Raw genomic sequence first — 24,715 nt, forward strand, 5'->3', positions numbered from 1 at the left:
ATTTTCAATTGGTTTAAAAAATGTTACATGAAAAATTCTATTATAAAAATAAGTCTCTACGCCGCATTTTTATTTCTAATCACCAATTGCGGTTCCAAGAAAAATACTGGCCTAACTGATGCAAAAAAAGATATTTCTTTAAAAGATACAATTGTTTACGTGCCTAAAAATAATGCTGAGAAAAAGACTTTCTTTAAAGATTCAGATCAGGAAACGGCTTGGGTAGACAGTATTTACAATAAAATGACGGTACAGGAAAAAATCGGGCAATTGTTTATGGTTTCTGCCTATTCAAACAAAGATTCTGTACACGTTAATCAGATCAGCAAACTGATTGAAGATTATAAAATAGGAAACGTAATTTTCTTTCAGGGTGGACCAGTTCGTCAGGCGAAATTAACCAACCTATATCAGTCAAAAGCAAAAGTGCCTTTGATGATCGGGATCGATGCCGAATGGGGATTAGCCATGCGATTAGATTCAACCTATCGTTATCCTTGGAATATGACTTTGGGCGCTATTCAGGATTTAAGTTTAATTGAAAATGTGGGAAGAAATATGGCAGCCGAAAATAAACGAATCGGCGTTCATTTTAACTTCGCACCAGTTTTAGATATTAACACCAATCCTAAAAACCCAATTATCGGAAACCGTTCTTTTGGCGAAGACAAAGTCAATGTAAGCGAAAAAGCCCTTGCTTTAATGAAAGGTATACAAGGAAATGGCGTTTTCTGCACTGGGAAACATTTTCCTGGACACGGCGACACTTCAACCGATTCACACCACGCTTTGCCTACCGTTAACTTTTCTAAAGAACGTATGGAATTGGTAGAACTGTATCCCTACAAAAAATTGTTCGACGAAGGTCTGGCTTCTGTTATGGTCGCACACCTTAATATTCCGAGTTTAGAATCACAGCCAAACTGTCCTTCCTCGGCTTCATATAATGTCGTTACCAATCTGCTTCAAAAAGAATTAGGTTTCAACGGATTAATTTTTACAGATGGTTTGGCGATGAAAGGCGCCGCCAATTTTAAGGGACCTGGAGATTTGGAAATCGCAGTTCTTTTGGCTGGAAATGATATTTTATTATGTCCAGAAAATGTTCCAGTTGCTTTTCAGAAATTGGAAGCGGCTTATAATGAAAAAGTGATTACAGAAGAACGATTAGCACATTCTGTTAAAAAAATACTGCATTTTAAATACAAAGCGGGACTGAACAAATACAAACCGATTGATTTAAATAATTTATACAATGATTTGAATCCGTCGCAAAATGATGCTTTACATTATAAACTGTATGAAAATGCCATTACGGTTTTAAAAAACGAAAAAGAAATTCTACCGATAAAAGATTTAAGTGAAAAAATTGCATACATAAAACTAGGAGAAGACACGAACAGCACTTTCATTTCTACGCTAAAAAAATATACTGAAATTACAGAAGTAAAAGATACCAATCTTGATAGTCTGAATAAAGAATTGAGAAAATTTGACAAGGTTATCATCAGCTATCATAAAGTAAATAAAGCTTGGGAAAAACAAGAATTTACTTTAACCGAAATGTTATGGCTGAAAGAAATTGCAAAACACAACAAAGTAATTTTAGACATTTTCGCAAAACCATATTCTTTATTGTCAATCAACAATTTTGATGATATTGAAGGACTTGTAGTTTCGTACCAAAACTCAGATATTAGTCAGGTAGTTTCGGCAGAATTACTTTTTGGAGCGATTGAGGCCAAAGGAAAATTGCCTGTTTCTATCAATGATGCTTTCCATGTAAATGACGGATTAACTACAGAAAAACTAAATCGTCTCGCTTTTACAGCGCCAGAAAATGTAAATATGAATCCGGCAATTCTATCCAAAATCGATGCTGTGGCACAAAAAGCAATTGATGGCAGAATGGCTCCAGGAATGCAAGTTTTAGTGGCTAGAAAAGGAAACGTAATTTTTCAGAAATCGTATGGAGCTCAGACTTACGACAACACCAAAAAAGTAACCGATTCAGATTTATACGATGTCGCTTCGATCTCAAAAATGATTTCGACCTTGCCAAATGTGATGCAATTGTACGATAAAAACAAAGTAACGCTGGACACCAAACTGAAAGATATGCTGCCTTTTTTTGCCAAAACAAACAAAGAAAACATTATTTTCAAAGATCTGCTAAATCACTACGCAGGGCTTCAGGCGTGGATTCCGTTTTACAAAGCAACTTTAGACAGCAACAATCAGCCTTCTGAAAAATATTATAGAAAAGTAGCCGAAAACGGTTTTACAACAAAAGTAGCCGACAATCTTTACATTCGAAATGATTATCATGATACGATTATGAAAATCATTGCTGAAAGTCCTGTCGCTCTAAAAAAAGAATACAAATACAGTGATTTTACTTTTATCATCTTAAAAGAATATTTAGAAAGAAAAACACATAAAAAATTAGAAGAGCTGAGCCAGGAAAATTTCTACAGCACATTAGGAATGACGCATACGCTTTACAATCCGCTAGATAAATTTGACAAAAGCACTATTGTTCCAACCGAAATTGACAACTATTTCAGACATCAGGTTATTCAGGGTTACGTGCACGACATGGCGGCTGCAATGGAAGGCGGAGTTGCAGGTCACGCGGGAATTTTTTCTAATGCGATGGATGTAGCCAAAATGATGCAGCTTTATCTGCAAAAAGGAAATTATGGCGGTATTCAGTATTTTTCTCCTGAGACTTTTGATGCCTTTAATACTTGTTATTACAAAAATCAAAGCGTTTTGCGCGGTTTAGGATTTGATAAAAGAGTCCACAAAGGCGGGCCAACCTGCGATTGTGTTTCTGAAGCAAGTTTTGGACACACTGGTTTTACAGGAAACATGGCTTGGGCAGATCCAGAAACCGAAATTGTGTATGTATTCCTATCCAACAGAACGTATCCAGAAGTAGTAAATGACGAAAACAAATTAGCCAAAGGAAAAATCAGAGAAGAAATTCAACAAATCATTCAAGATGCGATAATAAAATAAAAAAATCTAAAACCAAAAATCCAAATTCCAAATTCCAAATTCCAAAATCTAAAATCTAAAATTCTAACTATCTAACTATCTAAAATATCAACCCAATGACAAAAGAACGTTTAACTTCACTCGATGTCTTTAGAGGATTTACCATTCTCTTAATGACGATTGTCAATAATCCGGGAAGCTGGTCATCTATTTACCCGCCTTTAGAACATGCTGAATGGCATGGCTGCACGCCTACTGACTTAGTTTTCCCGTTTTTTGTTTTCATAATGGGAACTGCAATTCCGTTTGCAATGCCTGTAAAACATTTTGACGGAATTGTTTTCAATAAAATTTTAGTGCGTTCGCTTAGAATTTTCTGTTTAGGATTATTTTTAAGTGTTTTTAGCAGAATACATTTATTTGGCTTGGAAGGAATTCCGTTATTAGGATTGCGATTAATTATTGCTTTTGCAGTTGCTTACGCGCTTTTAGGAAACTTTTCAATGAAAATCAAAACCATTCTTGCCGTTGGTGTATTTCTAATCCTTATTTCATTATCGTTTAGCGGTCTGGAGCATTTTGAAGATACTAGAATTCCAGGCGTTTTACAGCGAATTGCAATTGTATATTTCTTTACTTCTATTTTATATCTAAAGACCAATTTAAAAACACAGCTTTTAGTTTTAGCAGGGCTCTTAGTTGGATATTGGCTTGTAATGGCTTTTGTTCCCGTTCCTGGATTTGGTCCAGCCAATTTTGATAAAGGAACTAATCTTGCTGCTTGGATAGACGATACCCTTTTAAACGGACATTTATGGGCATCGTCTAAAACTTGGGATCCAGAAGGAATCTTGAGCACTTTGCCTGCAATTGGAACTGGAATTTTAGGAATGTACATTGGCCAGTTATTAAACTTATCTGTTGATAAAATCGAAATTGTAAAAAAGACAGCCATTGCAGGAACGGTATTAGTAATTGCAGGTTTAATCTGGAACATCTTCTTCCCTATCAACAAATCGCTTTGGACGAGTTCTTATGTGTTATACACAGCTGGAATCGCAACAATATGTTTAACGCTTTTGTATTATATAATCGATATTAAAGGGCATAAAAAATGGACGAAATTATTTCTGATTTGGGGTGTAAACCCCATGATTGTGTTTTTCTTTTCTGGAATAATTCCGAGAGTTTTAAGTGCTATAAAAATAGCCGATCCTGAAAAAGCTGGCGAAGAAATTGGGCTTCAAGCCTATATATATAATCATGGAATTGTTCCTTGTTTTGAAAACCCATTAAACGCATCACTAGTTTACGCTTTGTCTTATGCTGTTTTCTGGTCGTTTATCTTATGGATTTTCTACAAAAAGAAACTGATTTTTAAAGTGTAAATCAGTTACAAAAATATTTCGGCCGGACTTAATAGTTTGATGTGGTTATCGTTCTAACACTTATGTAAAGATCATATTTCTTTTTTTCTAAAAATTTTAAGAAAAGCAGTATCTTGCCGTACCAACAAAAAGTGTCAGTTTATAAATTATGGATAGTCCGGTTGAAATTCCTTTTAAAAGCTTTATTCAGCTTAAACCAGAAGAAAGCACTGCTATTTATCTGCAGCTTGTTTTTGAGTTTATCAAAGCCATACAAACGGGTTTTCTTCCCGAAGGCACCAAACTTCCTGGTACCAGAATTTTATGTAAAGTGCTTTCTGTTAACCGAAACACTTTAATCAAAGCCTTTCAGGATTTAGAATCGCAAGGCTGGATTGAAACACTTCCGAACAAAGGAACTTTTATTTTATCACAGCAAAAACAAAAGAACAAGGCCGAATTTATTCTTTCGAAAGAACAAAATGTATCTCCAGATAATATTGGTTTTAGTTTTCAGCGTTCTACTATTCTTGAAAGTCCAATAGAAATCAGTAATCTGCCATACCAATTTAATGACGGAATGCCTGATTTAAGATTAGTTCAAACTGATGTTTTGGCCAGATTATATGTTTCGAAATTAAAAAGACGAAAAACATCTAAAACCTACGAACAGATAGAATTGCGCTCGCATTCCAACTTTAAAACTCATTTTTCTAATTATCTGAATCTTACTCGAGGAATTCGTATTTCAACTTCAAATCTTCTCACCACAAGCAGTCACGAAATTGCATTGTATTTGGTAACAAAAGTGCTTATTACTCCAGGCGATAAAGTGGTTGTAGCTTCGCCGGGATATTATATGTCAAACATGACGCTGACCAATACGGGAGCACAAATAATTTCTCTTCCAGTAAATGAAGATGGAATTGATACCAAACATTTAAAAGAAATTTGCGAAACAACAAAAATCAGGGTCTTATACTTAACATCCAATTATCATTATCCGACCACCATTTCGCTTAGCGCCAAAAAAAGAATCGAAGTTCTGGAATTGGCCAACCAATACGGATTTGTGATTTTGGAAGATGATTACGATTTTGAGTTTCATTACGATAATAATCCTGTTTTGCCATTAGCCGCTTTTGATTCCAATCAAAAAGTAGTTTATATCGGCTCTTTCGGAAAATCATTGCCATCAGGATTCAGTTATGGTTTTGTGGCCGCGCCTGCCGAATTTATCAAAGAACTCGAAAAGCATCAAAACATTCTTGAACCAAAAATTGATGTTATAAAAGAACAGGTTTTGACCGAATGGATTACCGAAGGCGAAGTGCACCGACTTTCTAAAAAAAATAAAAAAATCTATAAAGAACGACGTGATCATTTTGTTGCGATTCTTAATGATAAACTTAAAGATAGGATCAAGTTTAAAATTCCGCCCAGAGGATTGGCAATTTGGGTCGAATGGCTGGACCATTTTAATCTGGTACAATTTCAAAAAGAATGTTCCAAACAAGGTTTATTTCTCCCAAAGACCATTTTATACCAAACCAAAAATCTTACTGCCACACGGTTAGGATTTGGAAATTTGGAAAAAGAAGAAATGGAAAAAGCAGTTGCTATTTTGAGTAACTCTTTAGCAATTATTCTAGAAAATTAAAGTGATTCTAACTAATAAAAACATAGCCAATGGTTCAGCTTCATAGATTCAAATGCATCTTTATAAAACATAACCCGTGGTTGAAACCACGGGTTATGTTTGAATAGAAATGCGTGTAAAAAAATTGTTTATTCTAAACAAAAAAAATGGCTGTCTTTTGCGACAGCCAATTATGTAATTTATTCCAACATTTTTTCTCTTTCCCAGAAACGATGCCTTCCCAAAGCTTTTATAAACGAAGTCGTTAGTAATTTGTCTGCGCTATTTTCACTTGTCAAAACTCCAGGATCTTTCGATTTTATATCGCTGTTATTTTTTAAGACCTGTACTCCTTCGGCTTCAGCCGCAATAAATTTACAGTGATGATACGAATCATTTAAAAACTCTTTTACTTCTTTTATTTTCGAAAGATTTGCAATTCCTTTTCCACTTGGAATAAAGACACCATCAAAAAGTACCGATGCTGCAATTTTATAGGTCTGATCTACTGGAATTTCTGTTCCTTCTGCAGAAACAATAGTTCCTAAATGTGGCGCTATAATAACGGCTTTTGCTCCTGCATTTTGCAAGGCTGTCTTCATTACTTTCACTGAATCTGCACTTACGCCATCAGTACATAAAAAAGCTATTTGTCGAGTTGCAATTGTGTTCGAAATGGTTGGATTTTTAAGCATGCTCAAAGCATCTGAACTCCCTACATTTGGTTTTACTTTTGCAGGTTCTTGAGTACCTTCGTCATCTGCTCCAACCCCATGATTGATTGGTTTTTCGATATTTTTTGGAACAGGAATACCTAACGATTTAGCAACCTCTGCTGCTAAACTAGTATTTACCTGATTTAAAAGTCCGAGCATTCTTTCTCTAATCGAAATCGTTTCTACTTTTCCTAATTCAAAAGACAAAGCACTTGCAATATGATTTTGTTCTATAGGCGTCTGACTGTTGTAAAAAAACGCTGCTTGACTAAAATGATCCGAAAAACTGCTACTTCTCGCTCGTACTTTATGGGCATCTACTCTTTCATTAAAACTTACAAATCCGCCCTGATCTATTTTTGCTTGAAATGGGCATCCGCCTCCTAAAGAATTTGGATGATAACTGACTTTGCCTTTTGCAATTTCCTGACGCATATGACCGTCACGCTGATTATTGTGCATTGGCGCAATGGTTCTGTTAATTGGAATTTCGTGAAAATTAGGACTTCCTAATCTTGATAATTGCGTATCGGTATACGAAAATAATCTTCCTTGCAACAAAGGATCGTTAGAAAAATCAATTCCAGGAACTATGTGTCCTGGGTGAAAAGCCACCTGTTCTGTTTCTGCAAAAAAGTTATCTGGATTTTTATTCAAGACCATTTTTCCGATAATCGTTACGGGAACCAATTCTTCTGGAACCAATTTTGTTGGATCAAGCAAATCAAAATCAAATTTATGCTCGTCGCTTTCAGGAATAATCTGCACCCCTAATTCCCATTCTGGAAAATTTCCTGCTTCTATAGCTTCCCATAAATCCAACTTATGAAAATCTGAATTTTTTCCTGATATTTTCTGTGCTTCATCCCAAGCAACTCCGTGTGTGCCTAATTTGGGTTTCCAATGAAATTTTACAAAATGCGATTCGTTTTTATCATTAATAAATCTAAAAGTATGAACTCCAAAACCTTCCATCATTCTTAAACTTCTAGGAATCGCCCTGTCGCTCATTACCCACATAATCATGTGCATAGATTCAGGCATTAGCGAAATAAAATCCCAAAACGTATCATGTGCCGAAGCGGCTTGCGGAATTTCATTATGCGGTTCTCCTTTAACAGCATGAATCAAGTCTGGAAATTTCATGGCATCTTGAATAAAAAATACTGGCATATTATTTCCAACTAAATCAAAAATACCTTCCTGTGTATAAAATTTTACAGCAAAACCTCGAACATCACGAGCTAAATCGGTAGATCCTCTAGAACCAGCAACAGTCGAGAATCGAACAAAAACTGGTGTTTTGATACTCTTATCGTTTAAGAAGCCGGCTTTGGTATATTTTTCCATGCTTTCGTACAATTCAAAATAACCATGCGCTCCCGAACCTCGTGCATGAACAATTCGTTCTGGAATTCTTTCGTGATCAAAATGGGTTATTTTTTCTCGTAATATGAAATCTTCTAAAAGAGAAGGTCCTCTTTCTCCAGACTTTAAAGTATTGTTATTGTCATTTATTTTAACGCCTTGGTTGGTGGTTAAAAATTCATTCTCGGCATTTGATTTATTGTATTCTAAATCATTCTGTTTCCCATCAGAATTGTCTTGGTTTGTTTTTTTTGAATTTTTCATTTTCCGTTGATTTTACATTTATCATTCATGAAGCTTGTGAGGTATTTCTCAAACAATAGGCTAGCAAAGTTAGAGTGCTTTTCAAATTAAAATTTATACAATTCAGCTTAAGGATTATAACATTCGAACTACAAAGCATATGAAAATCAATGTATTACTGATAATTATATAAGTGCTGTTTTTAATCCTATAACAGAAGGCAGCCTTTATAAAAGTAACTTTGAAATAGAGTTTTTAATTCAAAAAAAGGTCGACATGATTTACACTATTATACAATTGATTTTAATTTCTATTGCGGCAACATCAGCTATGACTTGGTTCAGCTATGCTATGTCGAAGAATTTTAAAGAATTGTATAAAGAACCCGTTTTGTTGAGTTTTGCTCTAAAAAAAACAAATACAAGCCTTTCTGAAGAATCTCAGAAAACTTGGGGATGGCTGATACATTACATTATTGGTTTTCTATTTGTTATGGGATATCATATAGTATGGGTAAAGAATATTTTACCAATTTCTCCACTAAGTGCTCTTATATTAGGAGTTATCAGTGGTGTAATTGGCATATTCAGCTGGATTATCATATTTAAAATGACCAATCATCAACCCCCAATTGATTTTAAAGGTTATTATATTCAGCTGTTCTTTGCCCATATTATTTTTGCTGTAACAGCAACGGCGCTTTACTCTATTTCATTCACCATTTTAATTCTTTTGAAAGCTTATGTCACTGTCTAAATACCATCAAAAAAGAGATTTTAAACAAACTCGTGAACCAAAGGGAAAAGTAGAAAAATCGGCTAATGAACTGATTTTTGTGGTGCAGAAACATGCTGCGTCGCATCTTCATTACGATTTTAGGTTAGAAATGGATGGAGTTTTAAAAAGTTGGGCAGTGCCAAAAGGCCCGTCAATGGATCCAGAAGTAAAACGTCTCGCGATGATGGTAGAAGATCATCCGTATAGTTACAAGGATTTTGAAGGTACAATTCCACAAGGAAATTACGGCGCTGGAAATGTAATTGTGTGGGATAATGGAACGTATACTTCGGACGAAAAAACAGCTTCGGACGAAAAACAATTATTAAGCGATTTGGAGAAAGGACGTTTAAGCTTTATTCTAAAAGGAAAAAAACTAAAAGGCGAATTTTCGTTGATTAAACTTCATGGCAAACAAGAAAATGCTTGGCTTTTAATCAAGAAAAACGACAAGTATGCCTCTAGTGAAGATATTTTAGAAAAAAATAAATCGGTTATTTCTAAAAGAAGTTTAGAACAGCTGATAGAAAAAGCTGAAAAACTGTCTTCAAAAACAGAAGAAAAAACAGTTGAGAAAAAAGCAGTAAAAAAAAAGTCTAATCCGAAAGTTGAAATAGCTGAATTTATAAAACCAATGCTTGCCAGCGTACGCGAAAAGCCATTTGATGATGAGGAATGGATTTTCGAAAATAAATACGACGGTTACAGAACCATTGCTGTCATAAATGCGCAACAAGTCGATTTGTATAGCAGAAATGAACTTTCTTTTAATGCTAATTTTAAACCCATTGCCGACGAATTAAAACAAATTGATCATACAGTAGTTTTGGATGGCGAAATTGTGGTTGAAAATGATGCAGGAAAAGCCGATTTCCAATTGCTTCAAAAATATATGAAAACCGGAATCGGAAATCTTAAATATTATGTCTTTGATTTATTGAATTTGGATGGAAATCTGATTACTGAATTATCCCTTTTGGAACGAAAAGAACTGCTGAAAATTCTCTTCAATAAATATCCTTTTTCAAATGTTTTTTATTCTGAACATACTATTGGCGACGGAATAAAACAATTTGAAAAAGCAGTTAAAAATAAAACGGAAGGCATAATTGCCAAAAGAGCCGATAGCACTTATGCGGCAAACAGAAGAAGTACAAACTGGCTCAAAATAAAAACAGCAAACGAAGAAGAAGCCATAATTATTGGAATCACCGAACCTAAAAATTCGAGAAAGTATTTTGGCGCACTTCTTCTTGGTCAATATAATGGAAAAAAACTGCAATATATTGGCAAATGCGGAACAGGTTTTACTGAATCTGTACTGAAAGATTTATACACTCAACTCGAGCCTTACTTTATAGAAAAATCTCCGCTTGACGAAAAAATCTCTTTGCGCGATCCCATTCAATGGGTAAAACCAAAGCTTGTTTGTCAGGTAAAATTTTCCGAATGGACACAGGATCAGCATTTGCGTCATCCTGTTTATCTTGGAACAAGAATAGACAAAAAAGCAGTGGAAGTTAATTTTAATGGCAATGACAATAGCAATGTAGAAAACGATAATAATGGGAGTTCTAATTTAATTGAAATGGAAGAATCAAATAAACACAAAACTGAGAATGATTACGATTTAAAAATTGGCAAAACGACTTTACATCTCACCAATCAGAATAAAGTTTATTTTCCAAAAGATGGTATTACGAAAGGTGATATTGTGCAATATTATAATGAAGTTTCAGAACTGATTTTGCCGTATTTAAAAGATCGTCCAGAATCGATGAACCGTTTCCCGAACGGTATTGATTCTCCTAGTTTTTATCAGAAAGATGTCGATGTCGATAAAATTCCGAAATGGCTTAAAACCAAAAAAATCTTCTCAGAATCCAACAACGCCAACATTGATTATCTTATTTGCAATAATAAAGAAACACTAGTTTATATGGCCAATTTGGGCTGTATTGAAATGAATCCGTGGAATTCGACCATAAAGCATATTCAGAATCCAGATTGGCTTGTAATTGATTTAGATCCCGCAAAAGACGACTTTAAACTAGTGGTTCAAACGGCTTTGGTCGTAAAAGAAGTTTTAGACGAGTTGGAAACCGAATGTTTGTGCAAAACTTCGGGCGCTTCGGGACTTCATATTTACATTCCGCTTGGCGCGCAATACGATTATGATTCGATTAAAATTCTAGCCGAATTAATTGCCAAAGAAATACATTCCAGACTGCCCTATATTACTTCGGTTGACAGAAGCATCAAAAAAAGAAAAAATAAACTGTATATCGATTTTTTACAGAACCGACGCGGGCAAACTTTGGCAGCGCCGTATTCAGTCCGTCCAAAACCTGGCGCAACAGTTTCTACGCCTTTAGAATGGAGTGAAGTGAATGAAAAACTGCATCCGTCGCAATTTACCATCAAAAATGTATTGAGTCGTTTTGAGAAAAAAGGCGATTTATGGAAACCCGTTTTATCCAAAGGAGCCAATATTAAAAAGATTATTCACAAACTGGAAAATAGTCAAAACGCTTAAGACGATTTTTTCTTTTTATTTTCTAAACTTGCTTTTAGCATTTCCATTAAATCGTCGCTTTGTTTGTGCACGACTTTTAGTTTTGGAGCTGCTTTCTGCGGTTTTCCTTTGGCTTTCTTTTTAATGATATCCAAAAGCTTGGCCGTATATTCGTCTTTAAAGCCAGAAATATCAAATTTCTCTGTTAGCTGATCAATCAGTTTTTCGGCCATGTCCATTTCTTTTGTCGATTTTTTAGACATTGGCGGCAATTTTAATTCTGCCGTACTTCTAATTTCCTGTTCAAATCGGATTCGGTTTAAAACAATGACGTTTTTGTACGGTTTTAAAATTGCCAGACTTTCTTTATTTCGCAAAACAAATCTAGTAACACCCACTTTTCCTGAAGCTTCAAGCGCATCGCGAAGCAATCCATAGGCATTCATGGCACCTTTATCTGGCTCGAGATAATAAGGCTGTTCGTAATAAATACTTTGGATTTCTTTTTCGAAAGCAAAACTTTCAATATCGATTGTTTTGGTTTTTATGGCATCTGCCGCTTCAAAGTCAGAATCTTCCAAAACAATATATTTGCCATCTAGATTATATCCTTTTACAATATTGGCAAAATCTACTTCTTTACCTGTATTTTCGTTAACACGCTTAAACTTGATATTGGCGTGATCTTTTGCGTCAAGCATATCCATATCCAGACTGCTTTCCTGCACCGCCGAAAACATTTTTATTGGAATATTACTTAATCCAAAACTTACCGAACCTGTCCAAATTGATCTCATGATTTTTGTTTTAGAAATATCTCCCTAAATTAAATAAGGATGGATCTATAAACGTTACAAAATGAATCGATTAATTTATAAAATAAAGACTAAGTTTAAATCGTGACGATTAAATTTTTCATCAAGTCCCATAGGGACGAAATATTTTGCTCCGCTGGAGCTCAGAATTAGTGTTAAAAAAAAAAGACTGTCCCAAAAGACAGTCTTTACTATAAATAATTGATTTTAATTTTACCAGCCTTTAACAGCTCCACCTTTAAATTCTTGCTCGGCAGCTTTTTCTACTTCTGGAGATTGAAAAGCCTGTAAAAACTGTTTTACTTTTTCTTCGTTTTTATTGTCTTCACGGCTTACCACCAAATTTACATAAGGAGAATCTTTATCTTCAACAAACAAAGCGTCACGAGAAGGAACCAATCCTGCCGCAGAAGCAAAAGTATTGTTGATGATAGCGATAGAAACATTTTGGTCGTCTAAAGCGCGAGGCAATTGAGGCGCTTCTAATTCTAAAATTTTTAAGTTTTTAGGATTACTCACAATGTCTGTAACCTTAGGAAGTAAACCCACTCCATCTTTTAATTTCAACAATCCGTTTTTCTGCAAAAGCAATAAAGAGCGGCCACCGTTTGTTGGATCATTCGGAATAATAATCGTGCTTTCGTTTTTTAGTTCAGAAAGGCTTTTTATTTTTTTAGAATAACCAGCAATCGGATACACGAATGTATTTCCGATAATTGCTAATTTGTAACCTCTTTGTTTAGATTGCTCGTCTAAATAGGGTTTGTGCTGAAACGCGTTCGCATCGATATCACCTTGGCTCAAAGCTTCATTTGGAATCACATAGTCGTTGAAAGAAACCAATTCCACTTCTAAACCGTATTTTTCTTTAGCTACTTTTTTAGCCGCTTCTGCTACTTTTAATTCTGGTCCAGAAGCTACTCCTACTTTTATAAAATGTGGGTCATTGTTTTTGCTTTTCCCGCAATTCGATAAAACAAGCGCCAAAGCCAAAACTCCAGCTATCTTTAAAATATTTCTTTTCATAATAATTGTATCTTTTTTAATTTTTTTAATTCTAATATTTAATTCTCGCCTCTCAACTTTTCACTTTTCATTTTTCATTTTTCACTATTCATTTTCGACTTTCGACTTTTGACTTTCGACTAAATATTACCTATGGTCAAATCGTTTAGATAATCTGTCTCCAGCAAACTGAATTACGAATACCAGAATGACCAATAAAGCCAAAACTGAGTTCATTGTTACAGCATCATAGCCTATATATCCGTATTGATACCCAACTTGTCCTAAACCACCTGCTCCAACAGCTCCTCCCATTGCAGAATATCCAACAAGAGTAATTAAAGTAATTGAAGCCGCATTGATTAAAGAAGGCAAAGCTTCTGGCAATAATACTTTGTACACAATTTGTAAAGGAGTTGCGCCCAATGCTCTAGCCGCCTCGATTAATCCAGACGGAAGACTTAGCAAACTGTTTTCTACTAAACGGGCAATAAATGGTGCTGCACCAATACTTAACGGAACCAAAGCGGCACTCACACCAATAGAAGTCCCAACAATGGCACGTGTAAATGGAATCATCCAAACGATTAAAATAATGAATGGAATAGAACGAAAAACATTTACCACTACTGATAATGTTCTGTTTAAAACCGGCTGTTCCAGAATCTGGTTTTTACGAGTTAAGAATAATAAAATTCCAGTTGGAAGTCCTAACAAAAACCCGAAAAAGCCCGATACAAAAGTCATAACAATGGTTTCCCATGTTCCTTTTAACAATAAATCTATAAGAGAATCAGACATAACCTATAATTTCTGTTTTAATATGTTTTGAATTAAAATATTGAATTGCTGCGTCGTAATTTTCGCGTTTCCCTGAAAGTTCAATCAGCATTACGCCAAAATTCACTTCGCCAGCCTGATCCATTTGTGCACTAACGATTTTAAAATCGGTATCAAAAAGTCTTGAAACTTCTGAGATAACAGGTTCATTAACCGATTTTCCTGTCATTTCCAATTTCAATAACGGATTCAGATTTCCATTGTCTTCTTTTTGCAATTTTTCCTGATAAACAGACGGAACTTCGATATGAAGCGAAGAAGAAATAAATTCTCTTGTCAGTTCATGTTTTGGATCTGCAAAGATTTCGCCCACACTTCCTTGCTCAATTAATTTTCCGTGACTGATTACCGCTACCTCATCACAAATAGATTTTACAACTTCCATTTGGTGCGTGATCAGCAAAACCGTAATGTTAAGACGTTTATTAATGTCTTTCAGTAAATTTAAAATCGATCTAGTTGTTGCAGGATCAAGCGCGCTTGTCGCTTCATCGCACAGTAAAACTTTAGGATTATTGGCTAAAGTTCTAGCAATTGCCACTCTCTGTTTTTGTCCTCCCGAAAGACTTGCTGGATAATCATTGGCTTTTTCGGCCAATCCAACTAATTGCAACAATTCTAGAACACGTGTTTTGATTTCAGTTTTTGGCGTTCCAGCCAATTCTAGCGGAAAAGCCACATTTTCGAAAACCATTCTCGAAGAAAGTAAATTGAAATGCTGAAAAATCATTCCGATTTGTCTTCTTTCAATCGCCAATTCAGCATTTGACAACTGCATCAAAGCTTTTCCATCAACGATAATTTCGCCAGAAGTTGGTCTTTCCAACAAATTCACGCAGCGAATTAAGGTACTTTTTCCTGCTCCGGAAGTTCCAATTACACCAAAAATTTTTCCCTGAGGAACCCTTAGAGAGACATCAGACAAAGCGGCAACAATTCTGTCTTTCTGATGAAAAGTTTTGGTTACATTTTTTAATTCAATCATTCTATACAGTTTAAAAAACAAAAAAGCCTTCCATTAATTAGTTGAAAGGCTTTTTCGAAATAAATTTTATCATTTTATATATTAAGCCAGATCAATAAATACCATAATAGCAGCACAGCACTTCATACTGCGACGATAATAATTATTCATTTTCTGGTTCTGTTTCTTCATAGCGAGTGCAAATTTAAATAGTTATTTTCAATTTTAAGGTATAAATTGTTAAAACTTTTATTAACCTATCAATTTAGTAGGTTATTTTAAAATTCCAAACAGAAATGAAACTTCAAATAAAAAATTCCAAATTCCAGTTGTCTCTTCCTGAAGTTTCAGGATTAGATTGGAATTTGGAATTTTTAGTTTTATAATTAAACTTTTGGAATTTAATTATTTTGTTCCGCAATAACCGACTTATTCAACTTTATTATTCTGATTTTTTTATTGGTATTATCAGATAAGAAAATACGATCGTCAAGTTGTGCTGTTCCAACAATAGTTCCAAAAGCATTTTGCCCTAAAATATCAGAAACGCTTAAAGCTGCTTTATAATTCTTTTTAATGAACTCTTCTTTTGGATATAATTTTAAATACGATGCACTTCCAACATTTTCTGAAGTAACTGCCCAATCTTTGCTAAAAGATACTGCAATTGGCTTAACGTCTACAAATTGCACTTTTTCTGGCTCGATAGGAGTTGTTAACGAAGCTGCAGCATTGGCTTTAATATTGGCAATATTATAATATAAATAGCTTTTGGCATCTCTTCCTCCTACAACCAAATTTCCATCAAAAACATCCAATGAATATATTTCTGTATAGCCGTTTAAAGTATTCAATTTGGCAATAGGCTTTAAATTCCAATCACTTGTTTCTGTAATTTGAGAAGCATCAATAACCTTTATGCTCTTTTCTTTTTCTTTTACAAACACCAATCCGTCTTTTGCTACAACGCCAAAAACGTGAACAAAAGTCTGCCACCATTGGCCATTTCCAACAGTACTAATTCCAGCGTTTGTAATCTCATCAAAAACAAATAATCTAGATTCCGTACTACCAACATAAATACGACCACTATCAACAGAAACTGATGTTAAACTTGTTAGCGGAATAGTAGTGTTTCCTTTTTTATACTCTTTTATTGTTTTAATATGTTCTAAAGTCAGAGCATTAAAAATCTCTAGTACATTTCCGTTAATCACATACAATTTTTCATTTGCAATAGTGATTCCTTTCGGGTCAAATGCTTCTGTGCTACCTGGAATATTTTCGTTTGTAATAGAAGCTTCATCAGTCGGATAATAATAGGTATAATCTTTAGATGCGACATCGTCTTTACTGCAATTTGTAAACAAACAAAGTGCTAAAATTAGGGGCAGAATATGTTTCATGTGTAGTTTATATTTTAGTTCCATTTTCCTTCGCCTTTATATTTGACTAAAAATGAATTTTTAGGGTCAATTTTAAATACTGGTTTTTTATAAGTTCCTGTTACATAATTTGTTTTCTCATATGTTTTTAAAACATCTGGGTCTGTAAAAGGAAGATCATTTAAATAAATTAAATACTTATAAAATTCAGTCAGCATTTCTTGCTGTCCGCCGCCTTCTCCACTATTTGCTAAGTTACTGCTATGGCTGAAACCAATATGATGCGAATATTCGTGAGACCAAACCGACATTTCTCCTAACCAATGTCCTCTTACATAACCCGATTCCCACTGCGATGCCAGATTTCCTCCGCCCCAAGCAGAATCGCCTCCAACCATTGCCATCCAAAGCGTTCTTTTATCTAGATAATTCCAATATATTTTTTCAATTTCTTCTTTAGAATAATAATCGTAAACACCATCTACATCATCTGCATTTCCGTGCCAGTTTAAAGCGCCATTTATGCCCGTTCCTGCCGTTGCCGCCTGTTCTTGCTTGTACTTGTCGAAATTGGTGAATGTACTGTAATACAATGGATGGCTCAATGCATAAGAATAGTTGATAATCATTGTAATCGCTTCTTTTGCCAATGCAGGATTCATCGGAAGATATTTACCCAAATCATTAATGTGGTATCCGTCATGAAACTGAACTAAATGATTAGATTTTATCTTTTTGAATTGTTTAAACAAAGGATCATCTGATTCTACAGAAAACTCGATCGCTCCAGATGAAAACCCTTCAATTTTATCGATGGTTACCGTATTTCCTGTTTCTAGCAAATAATCGTTTTTCTGTTCTGTTAAAGGAATTTTATGAAACGAACGGTGAAAAGCAGGAACTTTTGAAAAACTATAAAGCAAAAACTTTTTATCGTAATTAGGCAATTTTGCATACACTTTTACGTCTGTTAATCCAACTGGAGAATAAAGCGAAATTTGTACAGAATCTTTTCCTTTTTGAATAACTTGAAACGGTTCGTTTACTCTAAACCATCGATCTGTTTTGTCGTACATTCTTGCTGGATCTTCGTCATCGGCAAACATGGTCATCGGATGATTTTCTGCTGGCAAAGCTGTTAAATCTATGCTTGCTAGATAATTTGGTTTGTACGAATCTCCATCGTCACTACAGCCAAAAATAATACTTGCCAGTAGGGCAAATACAAAAAAGTGAGTGTTTTTTCTCATAGTAAGTAAGTAGGTTTGGGGTTAAAAATATGGTGCAAAACTATAAATACGATTTTTAAAATCATAGGGATTGCAAGAAAAGTATGAATGTAAAATATATTAAAAATCGTTTTTTTTGTTTTAAAAATATCTAAAGGTTAGTTTTTAGACTATTATATACTGCTTCTTCTAATTTGTTTTTTTAGTTTTTTGGAATAAATACTGATGTATAATCCTACTATAACTAAAATAACTCCAAAAAGCGTATACAAAGTCAGAGGTTCATCGACCACAAAAAAGGCAATTAGAAAACCAAATATCGGACACAAAAAAAGCCAATACGCTGCTTTAACTGGATTAATTCGCAAAAGATACAGCCAAAACTGAACTGCTCCTATTGATACCGCAATTGCCAGCCAAGTTGTCGAAAACCAAAAATCTGCATTAAAAGTATTTTTATCCGATTCGTAAGTCAATCCTAAAACGGGAAGCAAAAATACCGCACCAATTATAGTCTGCCAGCCGTTAATTGTTAGAATATGTAATCCATTCCATTCTTGTGTGGAGTAGTAAATGGTTCCTAATGAATAAGCAACCATACTAACAATTAAAATGAGTATTCCGCTGGGAGTTGCAAAGCTGCTTTGTAATAAAGGATAGGCCGCTAAAAAAACACCAGTTAAACAAAGCAATAAGCTAATTATGTTTTTAAAATTGATTTTATGAGATAACCAAACTGCAGAAATCAAAACAATAAAAACCGGATTAGTTGCTACTGCTAAACTCCCTAAACCTGCGGATACTTTTTGCATGGCAATAACATATAGCCCCAAATAAAAAGTAATATTTAGCAAACCATAAATACTGATTTTAATCCATTCTTTTTTTTGAGGCAACCGTTTTACCATTATAAGATGTGAAACTACAAGCATAATGCTTCCAGCTATTATAAATCTAAAAATAGAAATCACAAAAGGCTGTGCAGAATGAAGTCCTATTTTTGTGGCTGTTGATGCAGATGCCCACAAAAAAGAAAAAACAATTCCAGCAAGAATAATTTTCAATTCTTTAGATTCAGCTAAAATCGATAGCCGTTTTTCTTTAATCATTATGAAATAGATGAATCTGTTTTAGAAAAAATGAGTGTTTCTATTTCACTTAAATCTGAGTTGAATGTGACAAAACTGGCAGGAAATCCAGTTTTTATTTTCCCTATTTTACTTTGTATACCAATAGCAGAAGCGACTCTTGTAGTAGCCATTTTTATTGCTTCATCAGCCGAAACATTCAGATGATTGTAAGCATTTTGTACTGCTTCTGCCATAGATATTGTAGCTCCCGCCAGATTGCCGTCTTCATTTCTGTAAAAACCATTTTCTAAATGAGCATCAAAATTATCCCATTTAAAATTGGCTACTTTTCGCCCTAAAAAAGTAGCATCGCTTATTAAAAAGAATTTATCTTTTTTTAATTTATATGCCACTTTTGCAGCCGCATAATCGCAATGCGCACCGTCTAGAATAACTGGGGCATAAACAGCTTCATTTTCAAAAACAGCTCCAACTAAACCTGGTTCACGATGTCCAAACTGTGTCATGGCATTAAATAAGTGCGTTACCAGATTTATTCCTTTAGCAAAATAAGGCTGCGCTTCTTTATGGGTTATGGTCGAATGCCCGATCGAAATGGTAATTCCGCTTTCAATTAGCATATTTAATTGTTCTTCTGTAAAACATTCTGGAGCAATTGTAATTACTTTAATAACATCTTTTCCTTTTTCGATAATTTCTTCAAGCTCAGCATTAGTCGGTTTTCGAACTTGATCAAGGCTGTGGGCACCACGTCGCAACGGATTTAAAAATGGCCCTTCCAAATGCATTCCGATCACACCATTATTATGCTTTTTCATGTACGCACGAATGGCTTCAATTCCTTCTAAAATGGTTTCTCTTGAAGAAGAAATCAAACAAGGTAAAACGTGTGTTGTGCCGTATTTCATACTTGCATCATAAATATCCTGAATGGTTTCCTCGTTTGGAGTCTGGCTGAAATAATACTTTTCGCCGCCATTGATCTGAATATCTATAAATCCTGCTGAAAGATGATTGCCTCCCAAATCGATTTTTTCCAAATCATTTGGAATTTCATTTTGCACTGAAATAATTTGCCCGTTTTCTATAATAACGACACCATTTTCAATTATTTCGTCGCCTGTATGCACAACAGCATTTACAATCGCTTGTTTCATGATTTAATTTGTTTCTTTTTAGCCAAATTTAAAAAGAAGTTTGAATTAATTGCATAAATAAAAAAGCTTCAGATGATTCTGAAGCTTTCTAAATTTAAATTATGAAAATTAATATAGTACAGTCATTGCAAACTGCATATCTGATTACGTATTAATCTGGATTTGCCAATATTTTATACAATTCGGCATTCGAAAGATAAAACTGATTCTCTAAACTTATTTGCGATAATTTTGCACTTACAAGATTGTTTTCTCTCGAATTGATTAAGAAAATCGAACTCTCGCCGAATGAAAATAATTTTTCTTCTGAATTCAGCATCGTCATATAATCTTGTACGAGATTGTCGATTACGATTTTCTGTTTTCTTAACGAAGCAATTTCCGTCTGCTGTGCTTTGATTTTATTTTTAAGTTCCAATCGCTGTTGTCCAATATCATATTGCATATCCTGAATTTTCAGTTTAGCCATTTTTAAACTTCCACGTTCTTTTCTTAAGAAAATTGGGAAACTGAAATCGATATTAAATTTATAATCATCAGCATTAAAATTATTCCAGTAATTTGGTTCTGAAATGTAGTTATAGCCCACATTTATTTTCGGAAGCAATGAATTGGCTTTCAGCTGGCGATTGACTTCCAAAATATCCATTTTAGTTTCTAAAGATTGAATCTTTGGATGAGAATCTAATGATTCAACATCAACCATCATCGCATCTGTTTTTAATGTTTCCTCAATGGTCTGAATTAGGTTTTGTTCTGGTTTTACCAAATCTCCCAATTCAACTGGAACATTTTCAATCCATAAAAAATTGGCCAATTTAAGTTTTGCTTTCGCTAATTTCAAATTACCGTTTTCAACATTCAGTTCTCTGTTTCGCACGGTTATTTTAGCTTCAACGCTATCAATTGCTGGCGCATCTCCTGCTGCGATTAGTTTTTTAACCCCTTCAAAACGAGTGCTCGCAAAACCTAAATAGTTTTTATACAATTCTGCTTCGTTATAGCTTCTTCTCCATTCAAAATAAGCTTCACTTGCTTGATATAAAATTTCAATTGCTCTCAGTTTTCGCTGTGCGTCACTCAGTTTTACCTGAAGTTTTCCTTCGCGAACATCAGCCATTCGCTGGTTAATAAACATTCCCTGCCCTAAAGCAACATTAATTCCGAGCGAAGTTAGACCTGCTTCTGGAGTTTTGTTCTGCGGATTGTAATATTCTCCATTTGTATCGTCAAAACCTGCTTTAATCTCTACTCCATACCAAGTCGGAATTTTAAAACTGCTGTTTAATAACGAATAATATTCTGTGCCCTTAAATTCTTTCTTATTGTAATCTACTTCCAATTTTGGATCAAATCCGCCTCGTGCCATCATCAACTTTGCCTGAGCATTTGTCACTTCAAGATTGGCTTGTTTTACCAACGGGTGATATTTTTTTACATATCCCAAGAACTCTATAAAAGTAAGTTCCTCTTGATTAAAATTCTGGCTATGAAGTGTAGAAAAACAAAATAGTATTAAGAAAGGAAACAATTTTACAAGATTTCTCATTTTACTTTTTCTCCTTTCCTTTATCTTCTTTTTCTCCTGAATTATAATAGTTTGGCGGGAAACCATTCAAGTTTCGCCAAATCTCATACCATACCGAAACGGTTTCTAATAATGCAATACTTTGCGCACCGGCACCAATACTCAATTCTTTTGGCCAATGACGATCTTCTCCATCTGGCGAAACCAAAATTCTATATTTACCGTTCGGGCTAATAAAGTTTTCTATCGCTACAACTTTACCACCGTAAGTTCCGTATGATAATCCTGGCCATCCAGAAAATACGATTCTAGGCCATCCGTCAAACCAGACACGAACTTTTGCTCCTCGATGAACCAAAGGCAAATCGATTGGGTCTACGTAAGTTTCTACAGCAATATCATACTTAGAAGGCATGATACTGACTACAGGAGTTCCTTCTTTAATTGTCTCTCCCAAACCAGCCAATAAAGCACGGTTTACATAACCGCTTTGAGGTGCTGTAATGTAATACAACCCGTTTCTCAATCTGTAATTTGTATATTGATTTTCTAGTTTGTTAACCTGAGCTTCTGTATCGTATTGTGTGCTTAAAGCTGTAAATTTATCGCTTCTTGATTTTGATATTTTTTCAGCATATTCAGCAGTAATTCTATTGATTTCTACTCTAGCATTTATCAATTCGTTTTTACTGCTTAACAATTTATTTTCCTGTGTAATCACATACGCTTCTGACTCTTGCAGTTTTAATCTTTTCTGCTCAACATCGGTAAGCGGTTTAAGACCTTCTTTGTTTAAAGCAGTCGAACGGTCAAATTGTGTTTTTGCAATTCGAAGCTGTGTTTTTACTGCCACAAGATCCATACTGTCACTTTTTATTTTAAGCTGTGCCTGACGTATTTTATTTTGCGCCTGCTGCAGCTTCAATTGTCTTTCAGTAGTAAGCGATTGTGCTTGTACATCAAGAGAATTTACTTTATCGCCATACGATTCTGCTGCCATTTTTTTGGCATCTACCTGTTGTTTGGTATTGCCAACTAGATTAGGATCGAGGTAATCTTCTTTAATCTCTGAGATGTAAAGAATAGTATCTCCTTTTTTCACATAATCTCCTTCTTTTACAAACCATTTTTCGATTCGTCCCGCAATCGCATTATGAACCGTTTGCGGTCTCTGGTCTGGTTTTAAAGTTGTAACAGAACCCGTTCCCGAAATATTCTGTGTCCAAGGCAGAAAAAGACAGGCTACTCCAAAAATCAAAAATCCGATTATGACTTTGTTTAAGATTTCGTAATGAGGTCTGCGGGCAACGCTTGTAATCGATTTGTATTTGCCCGGCGTTATAAGTACATTGTTGTCTTTAGATAGGTTGAGCATGATTAAAGCTTTATGTCGTTAATAATTTTTCCGTCATCAATCGTAATCATACGACTGCATTTGCTCTTCCAAACATCATTTTTAGAGGTTACAATAACAGTCCAGTCGTTTTCTTCAGAAAGTAAGAAATCCACAATTTTACTCGATGTTATTTCGTCCATTTTATCAACCGGATCTTCTAAGAATAAGATATTTGGTTTACCCACAATACTTCTTGCCAAAAGAATTTTCTGAACATCGGAAGCAGAAAGTTCACGACCTCCCGGATGAATTTGATTCTCCAATCCGTTCTCGAAAGTTTTAATGTATGGTGTTAGTCCAACATTATCTAAAGCCCATTTTAAATCATCACTATTTAGTTTTTCATTTCCAAAAACAATATTCTCTCGAATTGTTCCTGCAAAAAGTGTATCGCCCTGCAAGTATGTTCCTGCCTGAGCTCTATAGGTATCTTCGTTAAGACGGTTCATGTAATTATCGGTCACATACATGGCACCGCTTTCTGGCTCCAAAACTCCAGAAAGAAGACGTAGTAAAGTACTTTTTCCTGCACCATTTGTTCCAGTAAGAATAATTTTTTCGCCTTGCGAAATTTTCAAATTGATATTTTTAAGCGATTTCTTGCTGTGGTGCGGATAATGATAACTGACGCTTTCGGTTTCGATATTAATTCCTTTTTCAGTTTTATCTGAAGTCTCAGGAATGCATGAAATCTCCATATCGGTAACTTGTCCAATTTTTTCAACAGAAGTCAGAACATCATAGAAAGATTCCAATCCGAAGATGATTTTCTCAACAGAATTAATCAATAATACAATTACAATTTCAGCTGCTACAAACTGCCCTATGTTCATTTGGTGGTGAATTACCAGAAAACCACCGATCGACAATAAGGCAGCGGTAACAATTACTTTAAAAATAGTCAGCTGAATGTATTGTTTCTTCATTACCTGAAAATGTTTTTCACGGTAATTGACATAGTTTGTTACATATCCGTCATTTCTTTCCAATGCATATTCAAAAGCGCCTTTTCTGCGGAAACTTTCTCTATTTCGGGCAATTTCCTGAAGCCATGCCGCTACTTTATATTTAAACTTAGATTCGTTCAGACTGGTTTCTAATCCATCTCTATACGAAAATTTAAAAATGACATATAAAATGACAATAAACAAAAGTCCAATAACCATAAAGAAAGAATGGTAAAGAACTAATAAAATAATCCCCAGCCCAACCTGTAGGAATGCTGTACAGAAATCAAGCAATAGTTTTGCTGTTCCTTTCTGGACCATCAAAGTATCGAAAAAACGATTTGCTTTTTCAGGAGCATACTCTGAGTACATTTCTTTAAATTTAATTAAGGGCATTCTGTAGGCAAATTCAAATGAAGAGCGAACAAAAATTCGCTGCTGCAGATTCTCTACAATACGCAGCTGCAAAATAGTCAGCACTCCTCCAAAACCAACTCCAATCGTAACCAGAATCACCAGAACGATCCACGAAACGCTTAGCTGTCCGCTTTGAATAAAATTAATAATTGCCTGAATTCCCAAAGGCAGAGAAAGATTTACTAACCCTGCAAACGCAGCATAGAAGATAATTTGATACACATCGCGCTTATCTAGCTGCAATAAGTTGTAAAATCGTTTGAATGGTGTCATGAATTTAAGTATAAATACAAGATTATTACATAGAATAAAT

Annotated in this window: 17 protein-coding genes; 5 read left to right on the top strand and 12 right to left on the bottom strand. The window is 34.7% G+C overall.

Annotation, left to right across the window (positions count from 1 at the left end):
• Positions 1 to 27: 27 nt before the first annotated feature.
• The 3 genes from M0M44_RS22470 (at position 28) to M0M44_RS22480 (ending at position 6,030) form a co-directional block, all read left to right on the top strand.
• A complete protein-coding gene (locus M0M44_RS22470; RefSeq protein ID WP_248727734.1) occupies positions 28 to 3,024 on the top strand; it encodes a serine hydrolase domain-containing protein in 2,997 nt (998 codons plus the stop codon).
• 95 nt (positions 3,025 to 3,119) lie between these two features.
• Entirely contained in the window at positions 3,120 to 4,391 is a 1,272-nt protein-coding gene (locus tag M0M44_RS22475) for an acyltransferase family protein (RefSeq protein ID WP_248727735.1), read from the top strand.
• A gap of 148 nt (positions 4,392 to 4,539) precedes the next feature.
• A complete protein-coding gene (locus M0M44_RS22480; RefSeq protein WP_248727736.1) occupies positions 4,540 to 6,030 on the top strand; it encodes an aminotransferase-like domain-containing protein in 1,491 nt (496 codons plus the stop codon).
• Between the two features lie 179 nt (positions 6,031 to 6,209).
• Here the strand turns inward: M0M44_RS22480 and M0M44_RS22485 are convergent, their stop codons facing one another.
• Positions 6,210 to 8,357: a catalase gene (locus M0M44_RS22485; RefSeq protein WP_248727737.1), complete on the bottom strand. Its 2,148-nt coding sequence runs from the start codon at positions 8,355 to 8,357 to the stop codon at positions 6,210 to 6,212.
• Between the two features lie 255 nt (positions 8,358 to 8,612).
• Here M0M44_RS22485 and M0M44_RS22490 point away from each other — a divergent pair, with 255 nt between their 5' ends.
• Together M0M44_RS22490 and ligD are read left to right on the top strand one after the other, a co-directional pair.
• On the top strand, positions 8,613 to 9,092 hold the full coding sequence (locus M0M44_RS22490; protein WP_248727738.1) for a hypothetical protein: 480 nt from the start codon (positions 8,613 to 8,615) through the stop codon (positions 9,090 to 9,092).
• Positions 9,079 to 11,649, top strand: a complete 2,571-nt coding sequence (gene ligD / locus M0M44_RS22495; RefSeq protein WP_248727739.1) for a DNA ligase D — start codon at positions 9,079 to 9,081, stop codon at positions 11,647 to 11,649. Before M0M44_RS22490 ends, ligD begins: the two co-directional genes overlap by 14 nt.
• Here the strand turns inward: ligD and ku are convergent.
• The 11 genes from ku to M0M44_RS22550 all read right to left on the bottom strand — a co-directional run bounded on the left by ku (position 11,646) and on the right by M0M44_RS22550 (position 24,675).
• Complete coding sequence (gene ku / locus M0M44_RS22500; RefSeq protein ID WP_248727740.1) at positions 11,646 to 12,425, bottom strand: non-homologous end joining protein Ku; 780 nt, start codon at positions 12,423 to 12,425, stop codon at positions 11,646 to 11,648. The genes ligD and ku overlap by 4 nt on opposite strands.
• A 231-nt stretch (positions 12,426 to 12,656) precedes the next feature.
• A complete protein-coding gene (metQ, locus tag M0M44_RS22505; protein ID WP_248727741.1) occupies positions 12,657 to 13,469 on the bottom strand; it encodes a methionine ABC transporter substrate-binding lipoprotein MetQ in 813 nt (270 codons plus the stop codon).
• Positions 13,470 to 13,595: 126 nt separating this feature from the next.
• Positions 13,596 to 14,249 carry a methionine ABC transporter permease MetI gene (locus M0M44_RS22510; RefSeq protein WP_248727742.1) on the bottom strand — a complete coding sequence of 218 codons (654 nt, stop codon included), beginning with the start codon at positions 14,247 to 14,249 and terminating at the stop codon, positions 13,596 to 13,598.
• Entirely contained in the window at positions 14,242 to 15,273 is a 1,032-nt protein-coding gene (gene metN, locus M0M44_RS22515) for a methionine ABC transporter ATP-binding protein MetN (RefSeq protein WP_248727743.1), read from the bottom strand. The genes M0M44_RS22510 and metN overlap by 8 nt, the downstream gene beginning before the upstream one ends.
• A 380-nt stretch (positions 15,274 to 15,653) precedes the next feature.
• Positions 15,654 to 16,682 carry an NHL repeat-containing protein gene (locus M0M44_RS22520; RefSeq protein WP_248727744.1) on the bottom strand — a complete coding sequence of 343 codons (1,029 nt, stop codon included), beginning with the start codon at positions 16,680 to 16,682 and terminating at the stop codon, positions 15,654 to 15,656.
• A complete protein-coding gene (locus M0M44_RS22525) occupies positions 16,673 to 17,887 on the bottom strand; it encodes a hypothetical protein (protein WP_248727745.1) in 1,215 nt (404 codons plus the stop codon). The genes M0M44_RS22520 and M0M44_RS22525 overlap by 10 nt, the downstream gene beginning before the upstream one ends.
• A 152-nt stretch (positions 17,888 to 18,039) precedes the next feature.
• Entirely contained in the window at positions 18,040 to 18,975 is a 936-nt protein-coding gene (locus M0M44_RS22530; protein ID WP_248727746.1) for a DMT family transporter, read from the bottom strand.
• Positions 18,975 to 20,114 (bottom strand): N-acetylglucosamine-6-phosphate deacetylase, encoded by a 1,140-nt coding sequence (nagA, locus tag M0M44_RS22535; RefSeq protein WP_248727747.1) that lies wholly within the window; start codon positions 20,112 to 20,114, stop codon positions 18,975 to 18,977. Before nagA ends, M0M44_RS22530 begins: the two co-directional genes overlap by 1 nt.
• 151 nt (positions 20,115 to 20,265) lie before the next feature.
• A complete protein-coding gene (locus tag M0M44_RS22540; protein ID WP_248727748.1) occupies positions 20,266 to 21,663 on the bottom strand; it encodes a TolC family protein in 1,398 nt (465 codons plus the stop codon).
• Between the two features lies 1 nt (position 21,664).
• Entirely contained in the window at positions 21,665 to 23,017 is a 1,353-nt protein-coding gene (locus tag M0M44_RS22545; protein WP_248727749.1) for an HlyD family secretion protein, read from the bottom strand.
• 2 nt (positions 23,018 to 23,019) lie between these two features.
• Positions 23,020 to 24,675 carry a peptidase domain-containing ABC transporter gene (locus M0M44_RS22550; RefSeq protein ID WP_248727750.1) on the bottom strand — a complete coding sequence of 552 codons (1,656 nt, stop codon included), beginning with the start codon at positions 24,673 to 24,675 and terminating at the stop codon, positions 23,020 to 23,022.
• Between the last annotated feature and the right edge of the window lie 40 nt (positions 24,676 to 24,715).

The organism is Flavobacterium humidisoli (genome assembly GCF_023272795.1).
In the GTDB taxonomy this organism is placed as follows: Bacteria; Bacteroidota; Bacteroidia; order Flavobacteriales; family Flavobacteriaceae; genus Flavobacterium; species Flavobacterium humidisoli.

Coding starts and splice junctions, on each gene's coding strand:
- M0M44_RS22470 (WP_248727734.1), top strand. CDS start 28: ATGAAAAATTCTATTATAAAAATAAGTCTCTACGCCGCATTTTTATTT.
- M0M44_RS22475 (WP_248727735.1), top strand. CDS start 3,120: ATGACAAAAGAACGTTTAACTTCACTCGATGTCTTTAGAGGATTTACC.
- M0M44_RS22480 (WP_248727736.1), top strand. CDS start 4,540: ATGGATAGTCCGGTTGAAATTCCTTTTAAAAGCTTTATTCAGCTTAAA.
- M0M44_RS22485 (WP_248727737.1), bottom strand. CDS start 8,357: ATGAAAAATTCAAAAAAAACAAACCAAGACAATTCTGATGGGAAACAG.
- M0M44_RS22490 (WP_248727738.1), top strand. CDS start 8,613: ATGATTTACACTATTATACAATTGATTTTAATTTCTATTGCGGCAACA.
- ligD (WP_248727739.1), top strand. CDS start 9,079: ATGTCACTGTCTAAATACCATCAAAAAAGAGATTTTAAACAAACTCGT.
- ku (WP_248727740.1), bottom strand. CDS start 12,425: ATGAGATCAATTTGGACAGGTTCGGTAAGTTTTGGATTAAGTAATATT.
- metQ (WP_248727741.1), bottom strand. CDS start 13,469: ATGAAAAGAAATATTTTAAAGATAGCTGGAGTTTTGGCTTTGGCGCTT.
- M0M44_RS22510 (WP_248727742.1), bottom strand. CDS start 14,249: ATGTCTGATTCTCTTATAGATTTATTGTTAAAAGGAACATGGGAAACC.
- metN (WP_248727743.1), bottom strand. CDS start 15,273: ATGATTGAATTAAAAAATGTAACCAAAACTTTTCATCAGAAAGACAGA.
- M0M44_RS22520 (WP_248727744.1), bottom strand. CDS start 16,682: ATGGAACTAAAATATAAACTACACATGAAACATATTCTGCCCCTAATT.
- M0M44_RS22525 (WP_248727745.1), bottom strand. CDS start 17,887: ATGAGAAAAAACACTCACTTTTTTGTATTTGCCCTACTGGCAAGTATT.
- M0M44_RS22530 (WP_248727746.1), bottom strand. CDS start 18,975: ATGATTAAAGAAAAACGGCTATCGATTTTAGCTGAATCTAAAGAATTG.
- nagA (WP_248727747.1), bottom strand. CDS start 20,114: ATGAAACAAGCGATTGTAAATGCTGTTGTGCATACAGGCGACGAAATA.
- M0M44_RS22540 (WP_248727748.1), bottom strand. CDS start 21,663: ATGAGAAATCTTGTAAAATTGTTTCCTTTCTTAATACTATTTTGTTTT.
- M0M44_RS22545 (WP_248727749.1), bottom strand. CDS start 23,017: ATGCTCAACCTATCTAAAGACAACAATGTACTTATAACGCCGGGCAAA.
- M0M44_RS22550 (WP_248727750.1), bottom strand. CDS start 24,675: ATGACACCATTCAAACGATTTTACAACTTATTGCAGCTAGATAAGCGC.